This is a genomic window from Afipia carboxidovorans OM5, from assembly GCF_000218565.1.
Lineage (GTDB): Bacteria > Pseudomonadota > Alphaproteobacteria > Rhizobiales > Xanthobacteraceae > Afipia > Afipia carboxidovorans.
The window spans coordinates 3468363-3484127 of record NC_015684.1 but is presented as its reverse complement, the minus strand read 5'-3'; the positions used below and the strand labels follow the sequence as shown (position 1 = coordinate 3484127).

Here is a 15765-nt window from a genome sequence, read left to right as displayed (position 1 = left end):
GGAGAACTAAGATGGCTTTTGAACACACCGCGAAAGCGTTCGACGAAGACCTGCAGGAGCTCGCGCGCCTCGTTGCCGAAATGGGCGGCCTGGTCGAGCGGCAGATTGTGGATTCGGTTGTCTCGCTTACCCGCCGCGACATCAATCTGAGCCTCCGCGTCGTCAACGCCGACGTCGAACTCGACAAGCTGCAGCACATGATCGAAGAGCGTGGCGTGCTCACCATTGCGCGCCGCCAGCCGATGGCGGTCGATCTGCGCGAGATCGTCGGCGCGCTTCGGGTTGCGACCGACCTCGAGCGGATGGGTGATCTGTCCAAGAATATCGCCAAGCGCGTTGCCGCGCTCGACAGCGACTTTCATCCGCTGAAGCTGATTCGCGGCCTCGAGCACATGACCGATCTCGTGCAGTCGCAGGTCAAGGCGGTGCTCGATGCCTATGCCGCGCGCGACGTGCCGGCTGCGATGGCGGTCTGGAAGGGCGACGAAGAGGTCGATGCGATCTGTACCTCGCTGTTCCGCGAACTCCTGACCTACATGATGGAAGATCCGCGCAATATCGGCTTCTGTATCCACCTGATGTTCTGCGCGAAGAACATCGAGCGGATCGGCGACCATGCAACCAATATTGCCGAAACGGTGTTCTATGTCGTCGAAGGGCAGCCGATCGGCGGCGCGCGCCCGAAGGGTGACATGACGAGTTTCTCGAGCACATCTTCGGTCGGATAAGGAAGGCTAAGACTGTCTATGAGCGCACGAATTCTGGTCGTCGAAGACGAGGAGGCGTTAGCGACGCTGCTTCGCTACAATCTCGATGCGGAAGGTTACGACGTCGAAACTGTGGCGCGCGGCGACGAGGCCGACACGAGGCTGAAGGAGCGCGTGCCCGATCTTGTCGTTCTGGACTGGATGCTGCCGGGCCTGTCCGGCATCGAGCTCTGCCGCAGGCTGCGGGCGCGGCCAGAGACCAAGCAACTGCCGATCATCATGCTGACCGCGCGCGGCGAAGAGAGCGAGCGCGTCCGCGGGCTTGCGACCGGCGCTGACGATTACATCGTCAAGCCGTTCTCGGTGCCGGAGTTGCTGGCGCGGGTGAAGGGCCTGTTGCGACGTGCGAGCCCCGAGCGGGTCGCAAGCGTGCTGATCTATGGCGACATCGAACTCGATCGCGAGAAGCGCCGTGTGGCGCGCTCCGGCCGTCCGATCGATCTTGGGCCGACTGAATACCGGCTTCTTGAGTTCTTCCTGCAGCATCCGGGGCGCGTGTTCAGCCGCGAGCAGTTGCTTGATGGCGTCTGGGGCCGCGACATCTATATCGACGAGCGGACCGTCGACGTGCATATCGGCCGGCTGCGCAAGCTGCTTAATCCCGGTGAGGAGCAGGATCCCATCCGCACCGTGCGCGGTGCGGGCTATGCGCTCGACGACCGCTTCGCCAAGGCGACGGAGTGAGCTTGTAAGGCGCGCGCGAAGCGACGCAATCGAGCATCGTCTCGCGTGACAAGCGTTCTGCCGACAACCCTTCACCAAAAAACAATGCCCGGCATCTAGCCGGGCATTTGTCTTGTGATCGCAATCTGTGAAGGCGCGCGCTTCTAGCGTCCCGTCTTCGGCTGGGAGCGCCGGCGGTCGCCTGCGGGCTGATAGGCAATGCGCGAGTGATGCGCGCAATAGGGGCCGCCGAGCGTTTTGCCGCCGCAGAAGAAGAACTCGGTGCTGCCGGGATCGCCGACCGGCCAGTGGCAGGTATCCTCGGTAAGTTCGAGCAGCGTGCGGCGCTGGTTCATCGGCACCACGTTGTCGAAGGCAATCGGATCGGGCTCGGCCTCGACCTCATAGGAATGGGCGAGCGCGGTGTTGCCGCGCGCCATCGGCCGGCTGATCCGCATCATGTGCTGCGCCGGGCGCACCTTGCGCTGGCGGGGTGCCGACGAGGAGGGGCTCTTGGCGCGGCCCGACAAGCCGAGCCGGTGGACCTTGCCGATGACGGCATTGCGGGTGATGTTGCCAAGTTCGGCGGCAATCTGGCTTGCGGAAAGGCCGGACTCCCACAATTTCTTGAGCTGTTCGACGCGATCGTCGGTCCAATTCATCACCGTCATCGCTCTGATCCTTCTCTGTCGTGGCCGGGGTTTGAATCCGGCACTCCGCGCGATGGTTCCGAAAACCTCTGTTGTCAGAATCCCTTAGCTCTCGCCGGTTGGAAGAACCGGGCGCTTGGCAGCTTCGGGAAAACAGAAGTTGGGACGCCGCACGAGATGTCGTAGCCAGTGAAAAGAACGCTACAATATGGCGTGACTCACGCGCAAGAGTCCCGCCCCGCAGTCCACATGTTCCGGGCGCGATGATGCACATCAAATTGCGGCGATGTGCGGCTTAAGAGCGGATGGCCGGAAGGCGCGCGCGGGCGCTTCTGCCGTGTTGACAGCCAAGACGTGCGGAGAGGATAATCAACGGGTGCCGCCCGTCGAGGCGGCATGTTTCTTTTTCGGACCGTTCCTGACCGGGAGAATCTCCTGCTCCCGGTAAGTGTGACGTCCGTCCTGTCAGGTTGCCATGACCACCAACACGACGTCTCATCTCATGCCGGTCTTTGCCCGGGTCGATCTCGCTTTTGAACGCGGCGAGGGCGCGTGGCTGATAGCGACCGACGGAGAACGATATCTCGATTTCACGAGCGGCGTCGCCGTCAACGCGCTCGGCCACGCTCACCCGCATCTCGTTGCGGCGGTGCAGGCGCAGGCCGCAAAACTGTGGCACATGTCGAACCTGTTCCGCAGCCCAGATGGCGAGAAGGTCGCCGCGCGGCTTTGCGAGAACAGTTTTGCGGACGAAGTATTCTTCGCAAATTCCGGCGCCGAGGCGCTCGAATGCGCGATCAAGGTCACGCGCCGCTATCATGCGCGCAAGGGCCATCCGGAGCGCTACCGCATTATCACTTTCGAGGGCGCCTTTCACGGCCGTACGCTCGCGACGCTGGCTGCCGGTGGCCAGGAAAAATATCTCGACGGCTTCGGCCCCAAGGTCGAAGGCTTCGATCAGGTGCCGCTCGGCGACATCGAAGCGGTCAAGAAGGCTATCGGGCCTGAGACGGCGGGCATTCTGATCGAGCCGGTGCAGGGCGAGGGTGGCGTGCGCGAGCCGTCGCATAGCTTCTTCAGGGCGCTGCGCGAGCTTTGCGACGACAAGGGCCTGCTCCTTGTATTCGACGAAGTGCAGACCGGCATGGGACGCACCGGCGAACTGTTCGCCTACAAGCGGCTTGGCGTTGAGCCCGACGTGATGGCGCTGGCCAAGGCGCTCGGCGGCGGCTTTCCGATCGGCGCTTGCCTCACGACACGCGAAGCAGCCTCGGGCATGACGGCCGGCAGCCATGGCTCCACCTTCGGCGGAAATCCGCTGGCGATCGCGGCTGCGAGTGCGGTGCTCGATGTGATGCTGGCACCGGGCTTTTTCGACCATGTGAAGCGCGCTTCGCTTGTCCTGAAGCAGAAGCTCGCCTCGATCATCGACCGCTATCCCGGCGTGCTGCGCGAAGTGCGTGGCGAAGGCCTGTTGATCGGATTGCAGGCGGCGCTGCCTGCGCCGGATCTGATAGCAGCGCTGCGCGATGAAAAACTTCTGACTGTCGGTGCCGGCGAGAACGTCGTGCGGCTGTTGCCACCTTTGATCGTCACCGAATCCGAAATCGAGGATGCGGTCGGGCGGATCGAGAAGGCGTGCGCGCGTCTTGCGCAGGATTTGCCGGACGCGCCCCGCAAGGAGAAGGCTGCATCATGAGGAATGGGACCAACACCAAGCTGCGGCACTTTCTCGACCTGTCCGAACTGCCGACCGAGGACCTTCGCGCGATCCTCGATGCCTCGCTTGCGATGAAGAAGAACCTCAAGGCGGGTCATCCCGATCGTCCGCTCAAGGACAAGACGCTGGCGATGATCTTCGAACGGCCCTCGACGCGCACCCGCGTGTCGTTCGAGGTCGGCATGCGCCAGCTCGGCGGCGAGGCGATCATGCTGACCGGGCAGGAGATGCAGCTCGGCCGTGGCGAGACATTTGCCGATACCGCGCGTGTGCTGTCGCGCTTCGTCGATATCATCATGATCCGCATCCTGAGCCATGATGCGCTGACCGAGATGGTGGAGCACGCGACCGTGCCGGTGATCAACGGCCTCACCCGCCGCTCGCATCCGACGCAGGTGATGGCGGATGTCATGACCTTCGAGGAGCATCGCGGGCCGATCAAAGGCCGCACCATTGCGTGGACCGGCGACGACAACAATGTGCTCGCCTCGTGGATGCACGCTGCGGAGCGCTTCGCGTTCACCCTGCGCGTTGCGACGCCGCCGGAGCTTGCGCCAAAGAAGGCGCTGAAGGACTGGATCAAGGCGACGCAAGCATCGATTGTGCTTGGCACCGATCCCGTCGAGGCAGTGCGCAATGCCGATTGCGTCATCACCGACACCTGGATGTCGATGGGCGACAAGGATGCCGAGCAGCGCCACAATCTGCTCAAGCCTTATCAGGTGAATGAGAAGCTGATGTCGCTTGCCAAGCCCGATGCGATTTTCATGCATTGCCTGCCGGCGCATCGCGGTGAGGAGGTCACGGACGACGTGATCGACGGGCCGCAGTCTGTGGTGTTCGATGAGGCGGAAAACCGTCTCCACGCGCACAAGGGCATTCTCGCCTGGTGCCTCGGCGCGGTCGGCTGAACGACGGCCACGCTTTGACCACATCTGGGCCGCGCTTGAATCGCGGCCCGTGCTTCCTAAATTGCGGTCTTGCTTTCAGAGCGTTTTCAGCGAAGCGGGAACCGGTTCGCGTCAAGAAAACGCGTCAAAATAAGAAGAGTGGTGGTTCGAGAGGTTCGCTTCATTGTCTCAGCGAGTCCTTCAAGCGAACTTCGGATTCAGGACACGAGAAAAGGACGCCTTATGGCGGATCAAGATGCTATTCGCGCACCGTCGGCTGTTCCGGTCGACGATGCGGTGCTTCCGTTTGAAGTCAGCGCGCTCGATATCCGTGGCCGGCTGGTCAGGATGGGGGCTGCGCTCGACGATATTCTGATGCGTCACGATTATCCCGCGCCGGTCAGCAAGCTGCTTGGCGAGGCGATCGTACTGACGACGCTGCTCGGCTCGTCACTGAAATTCCATGGCCGCTTCATCCTGCAGACCCAGACCGACGGGCCGGTGTCGATGATCGTCGTCGATTTCATCGCGCCGGATCGGCTGCGCGCCTATGCACGCTTCGACAAGACGCGCCTCGCGGACGGCCTCAGCGCAGGCGAGTTGCTCGGCCATGGCCACCTTGCGATGACCATCGATCAGGGGCCGGAGATGAGCCGCTATCAGGGCCTCGTTGCGCTTGCGGGCGGCTCGCTCGAAGACGCCGCGCATGAATATTTTTTGCGCTCGGAGCAGATTCCGACGCGCGTGCGCTTGGCTGTCGGCGAAGAGCTGCGCGGTGGCGGCGACGGCCCGACGCATCGCTGGCGCGGCGGCGGTGCGCTGATCCAGTTCCTGCCGAAAGCGCCGGAGCGGGCGCGACAGGTCGATCTCGATCCCGGCGACGCGCCGGAGGGGAGCGTCGCTCATGCGATCGACGAGGATGATGCCTGGGTCGAAAGCCAGTCGCTGTTCGCGACCGTCGAGGATATTGAACTGATCGATCCGGACCTGTCCGGCGAGCGGCTTCTATTCCGCCTGTTCCACGAGCGTGGCGTACGGGTTTTCCCGACGCAGCATCTGCATGCGGGCTGCACCTGCTCGCGCGATGCGGTGGCGGGCATGCTCGCCAGTTTCGATCCCGAGGATCGGGCCGACATGGTGGAGAACGGCAAGGTCGTGGTGACGTGCGAGTTCTGCAGCTCGACCTACGAATTCACGCCGCAGGAAGCTGGCGTCGAAGGATAGGCGCGGCGCATTCGCGCATGATGAATGTGCGTAGTTGCTAGAGGCGGAGAACGCCCTAGTTCAGCGTGCGGCGGATGTCGGGGCTGTCGAGCGAGAACAGCGGGATGGCGAGGTCGAATGCTTCGCCGTCCTCCGTCACCATCTGATAGCTGCCCGTCATAAAGCCGGAGGATGTCGTAAGCGGCACGCCGCTCGTATATTCGTAGCGCTCGCCCGGTCCGATGACCGGCTGCTCGCCGACGACGCCCTCGCCACGCACTTCTTGCTGCTGGCCGAAGCCATCGGTAATGACCCAGTGACGGGTCTTGAGCTGGACGGAATCCGGGCCGCCATTCACGATGGTGATGCTATAGGCCCAGAAAAACTGCTGCTTCTCGGGTGATGAGCGCTCGGGCAGGAACTCGGGCTCGACGAGAACTTCGATCTGGCGGGTAACGGCGCGATACATTGCTTCAATCAAATGGTTCGGTGCGCATGATAGGCCGAAGCCGCGGCAATGGCAAAATGCGTCTTGCCGTCTCATGCTCGTCTTATTGATGAGGTTCTCGTTCAAGCGGGGTTCAGATTAAGGTATGCATCCATGAGCGTCGCGTCGGCGAGACGGTTCCGTGACCGTCGTTTTGCAGAGGCTGTGGAGTTGCGCGACACTTGCCGGCTATTCGCGAGCCATCCGAACCGATGACCACCGTGATCGCGCCAGAACCGGACTCAAAAACCGCTCAGCCTGACGTCAAGGCTCCCCCTTTACCGGTGGTGGCCGGCGAGCGCGAATTGCGGCTCGATCTGTTCCGCGGTCTTGCGCTGTGGCTCATCTTTGTCGACCACCTGCCGCCGAACATCCTCACCTGGTTCACGATCCGCAATTACGGTTTTTCCGACGCCACCGAAATTTTCATTTTCATCTCGGGCTACACGGCGGCCTTCGTCTACAGCCGGGCGATGGAGGAGCGCGGCTTTATTGTTGCGGGGGCGCGCATCTTCAAGCGGATCTGGCAGATCTATGTCGCCCACATCTTTCTGTTCATGATCTACCTCGCCGAGATTTCCTATATCGCGACGAGCTTCGAGAACCCGCTCTATTCCGAGGAAATGGGCATTCTCGATTTCCTCAAGCATCCGGACATCACGATCGTTCAGGCGATGCTCCTGAAGTTCAAGCCGGTCAACATGGACGTGTTGCCGCTCTACATCGTGCTGATGCTGTTTCTGCCTGCGACGATCTGGCTGATGCGGCGCAAGCCCGATCTTACGCTCGTGCTGTCGCTCGCGATTTACGCGCTGACGTGGGAGCTCGATCTCGCGCTGCCCGCTTACCCGAACGGTGTTTGGGTGTTCAATCCGTTCGCATGGCAACTTCTGTTTGTATTCGGCGCGTGGTGCGCGCTCGGCGGCGCGAAGCGGATGGCGCGGATTCTCGCCTCGCGGATCACGCTCGGCCTCTCGATCGCTTATCTCGTCTTTGCCTTTTATGTGACGCTAACCTGGCACGTCCCCCAGCTCCATGGCTATCTGCCGCGCTGGCTGGAAAGCTGGATGTACCCGATCAACAAGACCGACCTCGACGTGTTGCGGTTCGCGCATTTCCTGGCGCTTGCGATGGTCACGGTCCGCTTCCTGCGAAAAGACTGGCCGGGGCTGAAGTCGCCCTGGTTGCGGCCCCTCATCCTGTGCGGCCAGCATTCGCTGGAGATTTTCTGCCTCGGCGTGTTTCTCGCCTTTGCCGGCCATTTCCTTCTGGTGGAAACCGCGGGCGGGGCGGGGCTTCATTTCGTCATTAGTATGACCGGCATCGTCATCATGTCGTGCACCGCCTGGCTGCTTTCATGGTACAAGGTGGAGGCAAGTAAGGGCGGTAAACGGCCGATCGCGGCGGCCAGCGCCGATATGATCGGGAGCAGCCCATGAAGCGAGTTGCGGGCGTCGCAGCCGCTGCAGTTCTGGTGGTGTTGGCGGCGTCGCCGGCGCGCGCCGAGGCGGAGCATTCCTGCACGGTGCCTGCTTATCTCCTCGCCACCGAGAATCCGCTGCCCAAGATCGCGGAGGTGTTCAAGGCGAGGGCGCCGATGCGGGTGCTTGTGGTCGGCAGTCGCTCCTCCGCCCTGAGCGGGCCGGACGGCACCGCGCGCTCCTATCCGGCGCGTTTCGAGGTGGCGCTTCGCAACAGGCTGCCCGGTATCGAGATCAGCGTGACGACCGATCTGCACCCCAAGGAGACCGCCGCCGACGTCGCGGGGAAGCTGGAAAAGATCGCCGGGGAGCAGCATCCGACATTGGTCGTGTGGCAGACCGGCACCGTCGATGCGATGCGCGCGATCGACCCCGACGATTTCCGCACCGCGCTCGATGACGGCATCGCCACTCTGCAGAAGGCCGGCGCGGATGTGATCCTGATGAACCTGCAATACAGCCCGCGGATGGAAACGGTGCTCGCGGCGTCGCCCTATCTCGACACCATGCGGGTGGTGACGCAGGAGCGTTCCGTGCCGCTGTTCGATCGTTTCTCGATCATGCGCGCGTGGAGCGAGGCGGGTGATTTCGACCTGTTCGCGCAGGCGCGCACTATCGGTGTCGCCGCGCGGGTGCATGATTGCATCGGGCGCGCGCTGGCGAAGCTCGTGATCGAAGCCTCGCATATCAACCCGGCGGATCTCGGAGTCCGCTGATGCGGCGTCATCGTTTGAAGAGGCTTGTTGCGGTGATGGTGTGCGGTGTGCTCGCAGGCACACCGTGTTTTGCCGCGGGGGAGACGCCGTCCGATCATCAGGAGCAGCCACCCGCCACGCAACCGGCCGATGCGCCGGCAAGGCCGGGCCTTGCCGGCAAGGCACTCAATGCGGCGAGGAGCGTCGCAAGTCGCGCCGGTGACGTCCTCACGCGCATTCCATGCCTGCCGCCGAAGGGGACGCTGTCCGCCTCGCTGCCGCGCGTCGCGCATAAGCTCAACGCAGGCGAGCCGGTGACGATCGTGGCGCTCGGCTCGTCGTCGACCGCGGGCTATGGCACGACGTCGGCGGCTTACACCTATCCAAGCCGCCTCGCCGAGCAGTTGCGGCGGAAATATCCGTGGGCGCGCATCAGCGTCATCAACCGCGGCATGGGTGGCCAGGAAGTGCCGCAGATGATCGCGCGGCTGCAATCGAGCGTGCTTGATTCCAGTCCTGATCTCGTGATCTGGCAGCTCGGCACCAATCTCGTGGTGCGCGGCGAGGATTCCTCCACCACCGGCGCGCTTGTCGAAGCGGGCGTCGCGCGCATGCAGGCGGCCGGCGCCGATGTGGTGCTGATCGATCCGCAATACGTGCCTGCGGTGACCGCGAAGAAAGAAGGCGCGGGCAAGATGGTGAAGCTGATCCACGATGTCGCGCGGCTGCGGCACGCCTCGGTGTTCCCGCGCTTTGAGGTGATGCGGCAATGGCATGAGGACGAGAAACTGCCGTTCGAGAGCTTCTCGATTGCCGATGGATTGCACATGAACGATTGGGGCTATGCCTGTTTCGCTCAGTTGCTTGGCGACACCATCATCAAATCCGTCAGCGATGCCAAGGCCGGTGTCGAAGCGCCGTCCAGCGTCATCGGCTTGCGGCCGATGTAACGCACAAAAAAGCCCGCCGAAGCGGCGGGCCTTTTTGTCGCGAGCAAGCCGTGCGGCTTACACTTTCTCCAGCGCGCCCTTCACGTCCTCGATCAGGTCGTCGACATGCTCGAGCCCGATCGAGAAACGGATGAAGCCGTCGCCGATGCCGAGTTCGGCGCGCGCTTCCGGCGTCAGGCGCTGGTGCGTTGTGGTGGCCGGGTGGGTGACGATGGTCTTGGCGTCGCCGAGATTGTTGGAGATGCGCGCGAGGCGGAAGCCGTTGAGTGCGCGGAACGCGCCTTCCTTGCCGCCCTTCACTTCGAAGCCGATCATGGTCGAGCCGGCACGCATTTGTTTCTTCACGATGTCGGCTTGCGGATGATCGGCGCGCCCCGGATAGATGAGCCGCGTTACCTTCGGATGTGAGGCGAGGACGTCGGCGATCTTCGCTGCGCTCTCGGTCTGCGCCTTGACGCGGATGCCGAGCGTCTCGAGCCCCTTCAGAAGAACCCACGCATTGAATGGCGAGATCGACGGACCTGTCTGCCGGAAGAACGTATGGATGTGCTCCGTGATGAACTGCTCGGTCGACAGGATGACGCCGCCGAGACAGCGGCCCTGTCCGTCGATGTGCTTGGTCGCCGAATAGACGACGACGTCGGCGCCGAGTTCGAGCGGGCTTTGCCAAAGCGGCGTTGCGAACACGTTGTCGACGACGAGGCGCGCGCCTGCTTGATGGGCGATCTTGGCGACTTCGGCAATGTCGACGACATCGAGCGTCGGGTTGGTCGGGCTCTCAAGGAAGCAGGTTTTGGTGTTGGGGCGCATCGCCTTGCGCCACGCATCGAGATCGCCGCCATCAACGAGCGTCGAGGTAATGCCGTAGCGCGGCAGCAGCGTCTCAATCACGTAGCGGCAGGAGCCGAACAACGCCTTTGCCGCGACCACATGATCGCCTGCCTGTAAGGGCGCCAGCATGGCCGTCGTCATCGCCGCCATACCGGTCGCGGTGGCGCGCCCTGCTTCCGCGCCCTCCAACGCCGCCATGCGGCGTTCGAACATCGCAACGGTCGGGTTGGAAAAACGCGAATAAAGAAAACCGGGCTTTTCGCCCTTGAAGCGGGCCTCGCATTCCTCGGCGCTGTCGTAGGTGAACCCCTGGGTCAGAAACAGCGATTCCGACATCTCGCCGAAATCCGAGCGGAGCGTACCGGCGTGAACGAGGCGCGTTTCCGGATGGTAATGAGCCATGGATGAAGTGGATGAATGACCTTTCGTGTCGGACATGGGACCTCCAATAGTGCCCCGCCTTTCACGAGGCACAAAAAAACCGGCCTGGACGAAAATCCAACGGCCGGGGGCTCAAAGGTCCGCGGCCTGTTTAGCGACTTATTTTACGTGGCTGCAAGCCGGCCGGCCCAAATCACCACGGGATAAGTAGGAGCCTTAATCCGCACGGCCCTTTCCGTCAAGCAACCCATCGGATAACGGGGTAGGGTTATGCGCATAGCTCAACCTGAGGGGACCGAATTGGCCTTCTCTCTCCCTGCCAATGCCGACGGCATTCTGCCCGACCGCATGATCGCGGCGATGGAGGAAGAGGGCCTGATTTTGCCGGCATTTCCATTCGTGGAAAGCCAGATTCAGCCGGCGAGCCTCGACCTGCGGCTGGGCGAGGTGGCCTATCGCGTGCGCGCCAGCTTCCTGCCGGGGCCCGATACCACGGTTGCCGAGCGCATCGACGAGCTCAAGCTGCACGAGATCGATATCACCGATGGCGCGGTGCTCGAGACGAATTGCGTCTATGTGGTGCCGCTTCTTGAGAGCCTCGCGCTGCCGCCCTCGATCCATGCTTCGGCCAATCCGAAAAGCTCGACCGGACGCATCGACGTGTTCACGCGAGTGATCGCCGATGGCACCCGCCGCTTCGACATGATCGCCGCGGGCTATCACGGCCCGCTCTATGCCGAGATCAGCCCGAAGACGTTTCCGGTTCTGGTGCGGCAGGGCTCGCGCCTGTCGCAAATCCGTTTCCGCACCGGTGAGCCGCTGCTCGATCATGACGAGTTGGAAGATCTGCACGCGCATGAGCGGCTGGTCGATTGCGACGATGCCGATCTCGCCGGTGGCGTGGCGCTCAGCATCGATCTGTCAGGAGAAGGTTCAGGCGGTTTTGTCGGCTACCGTGCCAAGCGTCACACCGGCGTCGTCGATATCGACCGGCGCGGCGGCTATGCGGTCGATGATTTCTGGGAGCTGATCAAGGCGCGGCCGGATGGCAGCCTCGTGCTCGATCCCGGCGAGTTCTACATCCTCGCCTCGAAGGAAGCCGTGCAGGTGCCGCCGGACTACGCTGCCGAGATGGTGCCGTTCGATCCGCTCGTGGGCGAATTCCGCGTGCATTATGCGGGTTTTTTCGATCCCGGCTTCGGCTATGCTGGTGCGGGCGGCAAGGGCTCGCGCGCGGTGCTCGAAGTGCGTTCGCGCGAAGTGCCCTTCATTCTCGAGCATGGCCAGATCGTCGGCCGTCTTGTCTATGAGAGAATGCTGGCCGAGCCCGATACGCTTTACGGTACTCGCATCGCCTCGAACTATCAGGGGCAGGGGCTGAAGCTCTCCAAGCATTTCCGCGCGCCCACGTGAGGCGTTTGGTTAACGCCGCTGCGTCTCGTTGCAAAATTGGCGCGGTTGGGCGATGGTGGTCCCCTTCGCGGGCGTAGTTCAATGGTAGAACGGCAGCTTCCCAAGCTGCATACGAGGGTTCGATTCCCTTCGCCCGCTCCAATCTCTTTTCCGTTCCACCCGTGATGCATTGGCAACGCTGTTCCCGCGTTCTGCATCCGTCGTGCAACACCGCACCGAAATTGTCGCGCTGAGACGCGCGTGCTCTGGACAACCTTCCGGACTCGCAACACGCTGCGGGCACGCCGATGGCACAGTCGGCGCGGGGGCGCGGGAATGCGGCTACTGACGTGTTTGCTGGCGGGGGTGTTTCTGATGGCCGGGCTGACGGCGAGCGACGCCGTGGTCCGCATCGCCAATGACCGCGGTGGGCGCATTGGCACTTATGTCGACAAGTATCAGAGCATTCGCACCTCCGGCGACATGGTTGTGATCGACGGGTTGTGCGCGTCGGCCTGTACCATTGTGCTCGGCGCCATTCCGCGCGACCGGATTTGCGTCACCTCGCGCGCGAGCCTCGGCTTTCATGCGGCATGGGACCCGGGCGCGAACGGCCGCCCCGTCACCAATGTCGAGGCGACCCGCATGCTCTACACCATGTATCCGACCTCGATCCGCCGCTGGATCGCGCAGCGCGGCGGGCTCACGCCACGCATGATCTTCCTGCGCGGGCGTCAGCTTACGTCGATGTACAAGCCCTGCTATCTGGACGCGCGGGCTTCGGCCACGCACTAGCCACAGCGATAAAGGCTCTCTTCTCGGCACTCTCGCGGTGATGTGATCGTGCATGAGCAGGACTGCACGGCATTTGCTTGCCGTTGGCTCACTTCATCACTATGTGGTGAGCACCTTTTGCTCTCGTTTTCCGGGCGTTTTCACCATGGCCACCAGTTCTACCCGACCGGGCGTCGTTATTGCCGCGTTCACTGTCAGTCTTGCGATCGGGTTGATGGCGGTGCTGTTTCTGATGGGCGGCTTTCGCACCAATACGCCGGTCTCCACTGTCGGCGGGGCGTTCGAGCTAACCGATCAGGCCGGGAAAACCGTCACCGAGAAAAGCCTGAAGGGCCGCCCGTCGCTGGTGTTCTTCGGCTTCACCCATTGCCCCGACATCTGCCCGACGTCGCTCTTCGAAATCTCGGAAGTGCTGCGCGCGATGGGGCCTGATGCGACCAAGGTCAACGCCTATTTCGTTTCCGTCGATCCGGAGCGCGACACGCCGGCGGTGATGAAGGATTATCTCCAGAGCTTTGATCCGAACCTCAAGGGGCTCACCGGCTCGCCGGAGGCGGTTGCCAAGATGCTGAGCGCATACCGGGTCTATGCCAAGAAGGTGCCGCTGAAGGATGGCAGCTACACCATGGACCACACCGCGGCGGTTTATCTTCTGGATCGCGACGGGCGGTTCGTCGCGCCGTTCAATCTGAAGCAGACGCCGCAGCAGGCCGCGACCGATCTCAAGCGCTACCTGTAATCGCGCGTTGTCGCACGGCTTTCTCGCTCAAGCGCGCCGCGTCTCCATTCTTGCAGCCTCTTTTCGCTGATGCCGGGCCAGGCGTGAATGACGCGCGAGCCCGTGCTCGGTCTTCTCCCAGTGATAGGGATCATGGAGAAGCTGCCGCAGCGCCCGCCACGCCGCGATCGAGAGCCACGCCCAGTAAAGCGGCGTCAGTACCAGTACCCACGCATGGCGAAGCAGTCCGCGGCGTGCGAGCCCCATCAGGCTGACGACGACGGTAGAGAGATAGCCGGCGGCAATCGTGGTGAAGTGCAGCTCGATGAACGGGCCGGAGAACATTGCAACCGCCGTGCTGCCGGTTGCGGCCAGCCCCGCTTCGAGAAGGCACGCCGCGATCAGGATCGGGTAGGCGAGGGCGGTGAGCACATTGCCGCCGACGAGCAGATTGAGCGTGAAGAATCCGGCGAGGCCGCTCTGCTTAATTAGTCGGCGCGGCGAGCGCATGTGGACGATCCAGGTCTGCATCCAGCCTTTCATCCAGCGCGAGCGTTGCCGCAGCCATGCGCCCGTATGGGCCGGAGCTTCCTCGTAAGTCGTGGAATCGAACATCACTGCGCGATAGCCGCGGCGCGCGAGGCGGAAACCGAGATCGGCATCCTCGGTGACGTTGTAGGCGTCCCATCCGCCGACCTCGCGCAGCACGTCGGTCCGAAAATGGTTGGATGAACCGCCGAGCGGCAAAGGCAGGCCGAACTGCGAGAAGCCGCGCAGAAATACGTCGAACTGCCCGGCATATTCGGCGGTGAACATGCAGGCGAGCCAGCTATCGGCGCTGTTGTCGATGCACAGGCTGGCCTGCACGCAGGCAACATCGGTGTGATGGTGACGGAAGGCATCGATCGCATCGCGCAGTTGCGAGGGGTCCGGTCGGTCTTCCGCATCGAACACCGCCGTAAATTCTCCACGCGCAGACATCAGCCCTGCATTCAGCGCCTTCGGCTTGGTGCGCGGGCCGAACGGCGGCACGATCAGGGTTTGGACGTTTCCGGGAAGATGAAGGCGCGAGAGTGCCGCTTGCGTCTCGATGTCGTCGGCTTCGAGCAGCAGCAGAATGTCGAGCTTCTCGCGCGGGTAATCGAGCGCGGCAAGCGACTGCACAAGATGGGCGACAGAGGGGCCTTCGTGATAGAGCGCCACCATCACGGTGTAGAGGGGCAATTGCGCATCGGGAATGCGCGGAGATCGTGGCGTCCGCTCGCCGCCCGCAAAAGCGCCGGCAAGCCGCAGGCTGTTGAACAGGAGAAACCAGATCGCAAGAACGGCGCCGCTCAATTGCGTGAGCAGCGTCGGCGCAAGCATGAAGGCGCTGGTGAATGCCAGGAGCTTGAGACCATAGCGCCACGCCTTGCCGCGCCGGGTGCAGAGCTGCGGCGCGCACGACATCTCCGGGCTTCGCAGCGCGAGACCCATGGCGGCCTCGCGCGCTAGCGCCTCGTGACGCATCATGTGGCGATTGAAGGCAGCCTGTGTGGTGAGGTGGACTCGCGGTGGAGCGCCACGCGCGCATGCCTCGCTGATCCTGCGTGCAGCGGTGCGGAGCGGCGCTTGCACGAACGACAATCCGTCCCTCCCTTTAATCGGCAGCAGGCGATGCCATGCGGCGTAACGCAGTTGCGCGTCACTGAGTGCGCAGTCGGATCGCCTGAGACGATTGAAATCCGCAAGGGGAAGCCCGCAATGGTGAGCAAGGCGGGCGATGTAGTCGGCTTCGCTGATCACGCCGTTGCGGATCAAAACCTGCTCGGCACCGATGCCGAGGATGGCCGCGCGCCGCGCGGCGCTTGCGAGAATGGCGGGAAGCAGCGCGCCTTGCAGGCAGTCGAGCTCAAACGGAGTTTCAGTTTCCGCCCGGCGCCGACGGGTCGTGGGTTGGGGACGTCCGCGCCGGAAGGCATCGGCCAGAAAGCCGGGAAGGGCCCATGCCGGCCGTCGGCGGCGCGCTTTCCGCGTCGGCCCGGTCTCGTGATCCGGGTGACCAAAGATCGGAGCCATGGTGCCTGCTCAAACGTTGCTCACTCAAACGCCACTCGCCTCCGCTGCCGGATGGTCTATAAGACCCCCTCGCGGATGCTTCCT

At 63.1% G+C, this 15765-nt stretch carries 15 protein-coding genes, 1 tRNA gene and 1 riboswitch; of the genes, 12 read left to right on the top strand and 4 right to left on the bottom strand.

Annotated elements, in window-relative coordinates:
- Nucleotides 1–11 precede the first annotated feature (11 nt).
- Entirely contained in the window at nucleotides 12–728 is a 717-nt protein-coding gene (gene phoU, locus OCA5_RS16545) for a phosphate signaling complex protein PhoU (protein WP_012561824.1), read from the top strand.
- Nucleotides 729–746: 18 nt separating this feature from the next.
- A complete protein-coding gene (gene phoB, locus OCA5_RS16540) occupies nucleotides 747–1451 on the top strand; it encodes a phosphate regulon transcriptional regulator PhoB (RefSeq protein WP_012561825.1) in 705 nt (234 codons plus the stop codon).
- A 143-nt stretch (nucleotides 1452–1594) separates the two neighbouring features.
- Here the strand turns inward: phoB and OCA5_RS16535 are convergent, their stop codons facing one another.
- The gene (locus tag OCA5_RS16535) at nucleotides 1595–2101 is read right to left on the bottom strand and encodes a GcrA family cell cycle regulator (protein ID WP_012561826.1); all 507 of its coding nucleotides are present in this window, start codon (nucleotides 2099–2101) and stop codon (nucleotides 1595–1597) included.
- Nucleotides 2102–2555: 454 nt separating this feature from the next.
- On the opposite strand from OCA5_RS16535, the gene OCA5_RS16530 reads away from it, so the two are divergent.
- From OCA5_RS16530 to OCA5_RS16520, 3 genes are all read left to right on the top strand, one after another.
- Complete coding sequence (locus tag OCA5_RS16530) at nucleotides 2556–3779, top strand: aspartate aminotransferase family protein (RefSeq protein ID WP_012561828.1); 1224 nt, start codon at nucleotides 2556–2558, stop codon at nucleotides 3777–3779.
- A complete protein-coding gene (argF, locus tag OCA5_RS16525; protein WP_012561829.1) occupies nucleotides 3776–4711 on the top strand; it encodes an ornithine carbamoyltransferase in 936 nt (311 codons plus the stop codon). The genes OCA5_RS16530 and argF overlap by 4 nt, the downstream gene beginning before the upstream one ends.
- Nucleotides 4712–4933: 222 nt before the next feature.
- Nucleotides 4934–5914 carry an Hsp33 family molecular chaperone gene (locus OCA5_RS16520; RefSeq protein WP_012561830.1) on the top strand — a complete coding sequence of 327 codons (981 nt, stop codon included), beginning with the start codon at nucleotides 4934–4936 and terminating at the stop codon, nucleotides 5912–5914.
- 55 nt (nucleotides 5915–5969) lie between these two features.
- Here OCA5_RS16520 and apaG read toward each other — a convergent pair whose 3' ends face one another.
- Nucleotides 5970–6362, bottom strand: a complete 393-nt coding sequence (apaG, locus tag OCA5_RS16515; protein WP_012561831.1) for a Co2+/Mg2+ efflux protein ApaG — start codon at nucleotides 6360–6362, stop codon at nucleotides 5970–5972.
- 230 nt (nucleotides 6363–6592) lie between these two features.
- Here apaG and OCA5_RS16510 point away from each other — a divergent pair, with 230 nt between their 5' ends.
- Genes OCA5_RS16510 through OCA5_RS16500 form a run of 3 tightly spaced genes read left to right on the top strand, consistent with a single transcriptional unit; the run spans nucleotide 6593 to nucleotide 9506 of the window.
- Nucleotides 6593–7819, top strand: a complete 1227-nt coding sequence (locus OCA5_RS16510) for an OpgC family protein (protein WP_012561832.1) — start codon at nucleotides 6593–6595, stop codon at nucleotides 7817–7819.
- Complete coding sequence (locus tag OCA5_RS16505; RefSeq protein WP_012561833.1) at nucleotides 7816–8577, top strand: SGNH/GDSL hydrolase family protein; 762 nt, start codon at nucleotides 7816–7818, stop codon at nucleotides 8575–8577. Before OCA5_RS16510 ends, OCA5_RS16505 begins: the two co-directional genes overlap by 4 nt.
- A complete protein-coding gene (locus OCA5_RS16500; RefSeq protein WP_012561834.1) occupies nucleotides 8577–9506 on the top strand; it encodes an SGNH/GDSL hydrolase family protein in 930 nt (309 codons plus the stop codon). The genes OCA5_RS16505 and OCA5_RS16500 overlap by 1 nt, the downstream gene beginning before the upstream one ends.
- A 57-nt stretch (nucleotides 9507–9563) precedes the next feature.
- Here the strand turns inward: OCA5_RS16500 and OCA5_RS16495 are convergent, their stop codons facing one another.
- Nucleotides 9564–10775 carry an O-succinylhomoserine sulfhydrylase gene (locus OCA5_RS16495; RefSeq protein ID WP_012561835.1) on the bottom strand — a complete coding sequence of 404 codons (1212 nt, stop codon included), beginning with the start codon at nucleotides 10773–10775 and terminating at the stop codon, nucleotides 9564–9566.
- A gap of 73 nt (nucleotides 10776–10848) precedes the next feature.
- Nucleotides 10849–10928, bottom strand: a riboswitch (SAM riboswitch).
- Between the two features lie 60 nt (nucleotides 10929–10988).
- Here OCA5_RS16495 and OCA5_RS16490 point away from each other — a divergent pair.
- The 4 genes from OCA5_RS16490 to OCA5_RS16475 all read left to right on the top strand — a co-directional run bounded on the left by OCA5_RS16490 (nucleotide 10989) and on the right by OCA5_RS16475 (nucleotide 13644).
- On the top strand, nucleotides 10989–12131 hold the full coding sequence (locus OCA5_RS16490; RefSeq protein ID WP_013913403.1) for a 2'-deoxycytidine 5'-triphosphate deaminase: 1143 nt from the start codon (nucleotides 10989–10991) through the stop codon (nucleotides 12129–12131).
- Between the two features lie 67 nt (nucleotides 12132–12198).
- Nucleotides 12199–12272 (top strand) — tRNA-Gly (locus OCA5_RS16485).
- A 174-nt stretch (nucleotides 12273–12446) separates the two neighbouring features.
- Nucleotides 12447–12905 carry a hypothetical protein gene (locus OCA5_RS16480; RefSeq protein ID WP_013913402.1) on the top strand — a complete coding sequence of 153 codons (459 nt, stop codon included), beginning with the start codon at nucleotides 12447–12449 and terminating at the stop codon, nucleotides 12903–12905.
- A gap of 145 nt (nucleotides 12906–13050) precedes the next feature.
- Complete coding sequence (locus tag OCA5_RS16475; protein ID WP_041559547.1) at nucleotides 13051–13644, top strand: SCO family protein; 594 nt, start codon at nucleotides 13051–13053, stop codon at nucleotides 13642–13644.
- 27 nt (nucleotides 13645–13671) lie between these two features.
- Here the strand turns inward: OCA5_RS16475 and OCA5_RS16470 are convergent, their stop codons facing one another.
- The gene (locus OCA5_RS16470) at nucleotides 13672–15681 is read right to left on the bottom strand and encodes a glycosyltransferase family 2 protein (RefSeq protein WP_012561839.1); all 2010 of its coding nucleotides are present in this window, start codon (nucleotides 15679–15681) and stop codon (nucleotides 13672–13674) included.
- Between the last annotated feature and the right edge of the window lie 84 nt (nucleotides 15682–15765).

Excerpts from the sequence above, each read along its gene's own strand:
- phoU (WP_012561824.1), top strand. The coding sequence starts at position 12 with ATGGCTTTTGAACACACCGCGAAAGCGTTCGACGAAGACCTGCAGGAG.
- phoB (WP_012561825.1), top strand. The coding sequence starts at position 747 with ATGAGCGCACGAATTCTGGTCGTCGAAGACGAGGAGGCGTTAGCGACG.
- OCA5_RS16535 (WP_012561826.1), bottom strand. The coding sequence starts at position 2,101 with ATGACGGTGATGAATTGGACCGACGATCGCGTCGAACAGCTCAAGAAA.
- OCA5_RS16530 (WP_012561828.1), top strand. The coding sequence starts at position 2,556 with ATGACCACCAACACGACGTCTCATCTCATGCCGGTCTTTGCCCGGGTC.
- argF (WP_012561829.1), top strand. The coding sequence starts at position 3,776 with ATGAGGAATGGGACCAACACCAAGCTGCGGCACTTTCTCGACCTGTCC.
- OCA5_RS16520 (WP_012561830.1), top strand. The coding sequence starts at position 4,934 with ATGGCGGATCAAGATGCTATTCGCGCACCGTCGGCTGTTCCGGTCGAC.
- apaG (WP_012561831.1), bottom strand. The coding sequence starts at position 6,362 with ATGTATCGCGCCGTTACCCGCCAGATCGAAGTTCTCGTCGAGCCCGAG.
- OCA5_RS16510 (WP_012561832.1), top strand. The coding sequence starts at position 6,593 with ATGACCACCGTGATCGCGCCAGAACCGGACTCAAAAACCGCTCAGCCT.
- OCA5_RS16505 (WP_012561833.1), top strand. The coding sequence starts at position 7,816 with ATGAAGCGAGTTGCGGGCGTCGCAGCCGCTGCAGTTCTGGTGGTGTTG.
- OCA5_RS16500 (WP_012561834.1), top strand. The coding sequence starts at position 8,577 with ATGCGGCGTCATCGTTTGAAGAGGCTTGTTGCGGTGATGGTGTGCGGT.
- OCA5_RS16495 (WP_012561835.1), bottom strand. The coding sequence starts at position 10,775 with ATGTCCGACACGAAAGGTCATTCATCCACTTCATCCATGGCTCATTAC.
- OCA5_RS16490 (WP_013913403.1), top strand. The coding sequence starts at position 10,989 with ATGCGCATAGCTCAACCTGAGGGGACCGAATTGGCCTTCTCTCTCCCT.
- OCA5_RS16480 (WP_013913402.1), top strand. The coding sequence starts at position 12,447 with ATGCGGCTACTGACGTGTTTGCTGGCGGGGGTGTTTCTGATGGCCGGG.
- OCA5_RS16475 (WP_041559547.1), top strand. The coding sequence starts at position 13,051 with ATGGCCACCAGTTCTACCCGACCGGGCGTCGTTATTGCCGCGTTCACT.
- OCA5_RS16470 (WP_012561839.1), bottom strand. The coding sequence starts at position 15,681 with ATGGCTCCGATCTTTGGTCACCCGGATCACGAGACCGGGCCGACGCGG.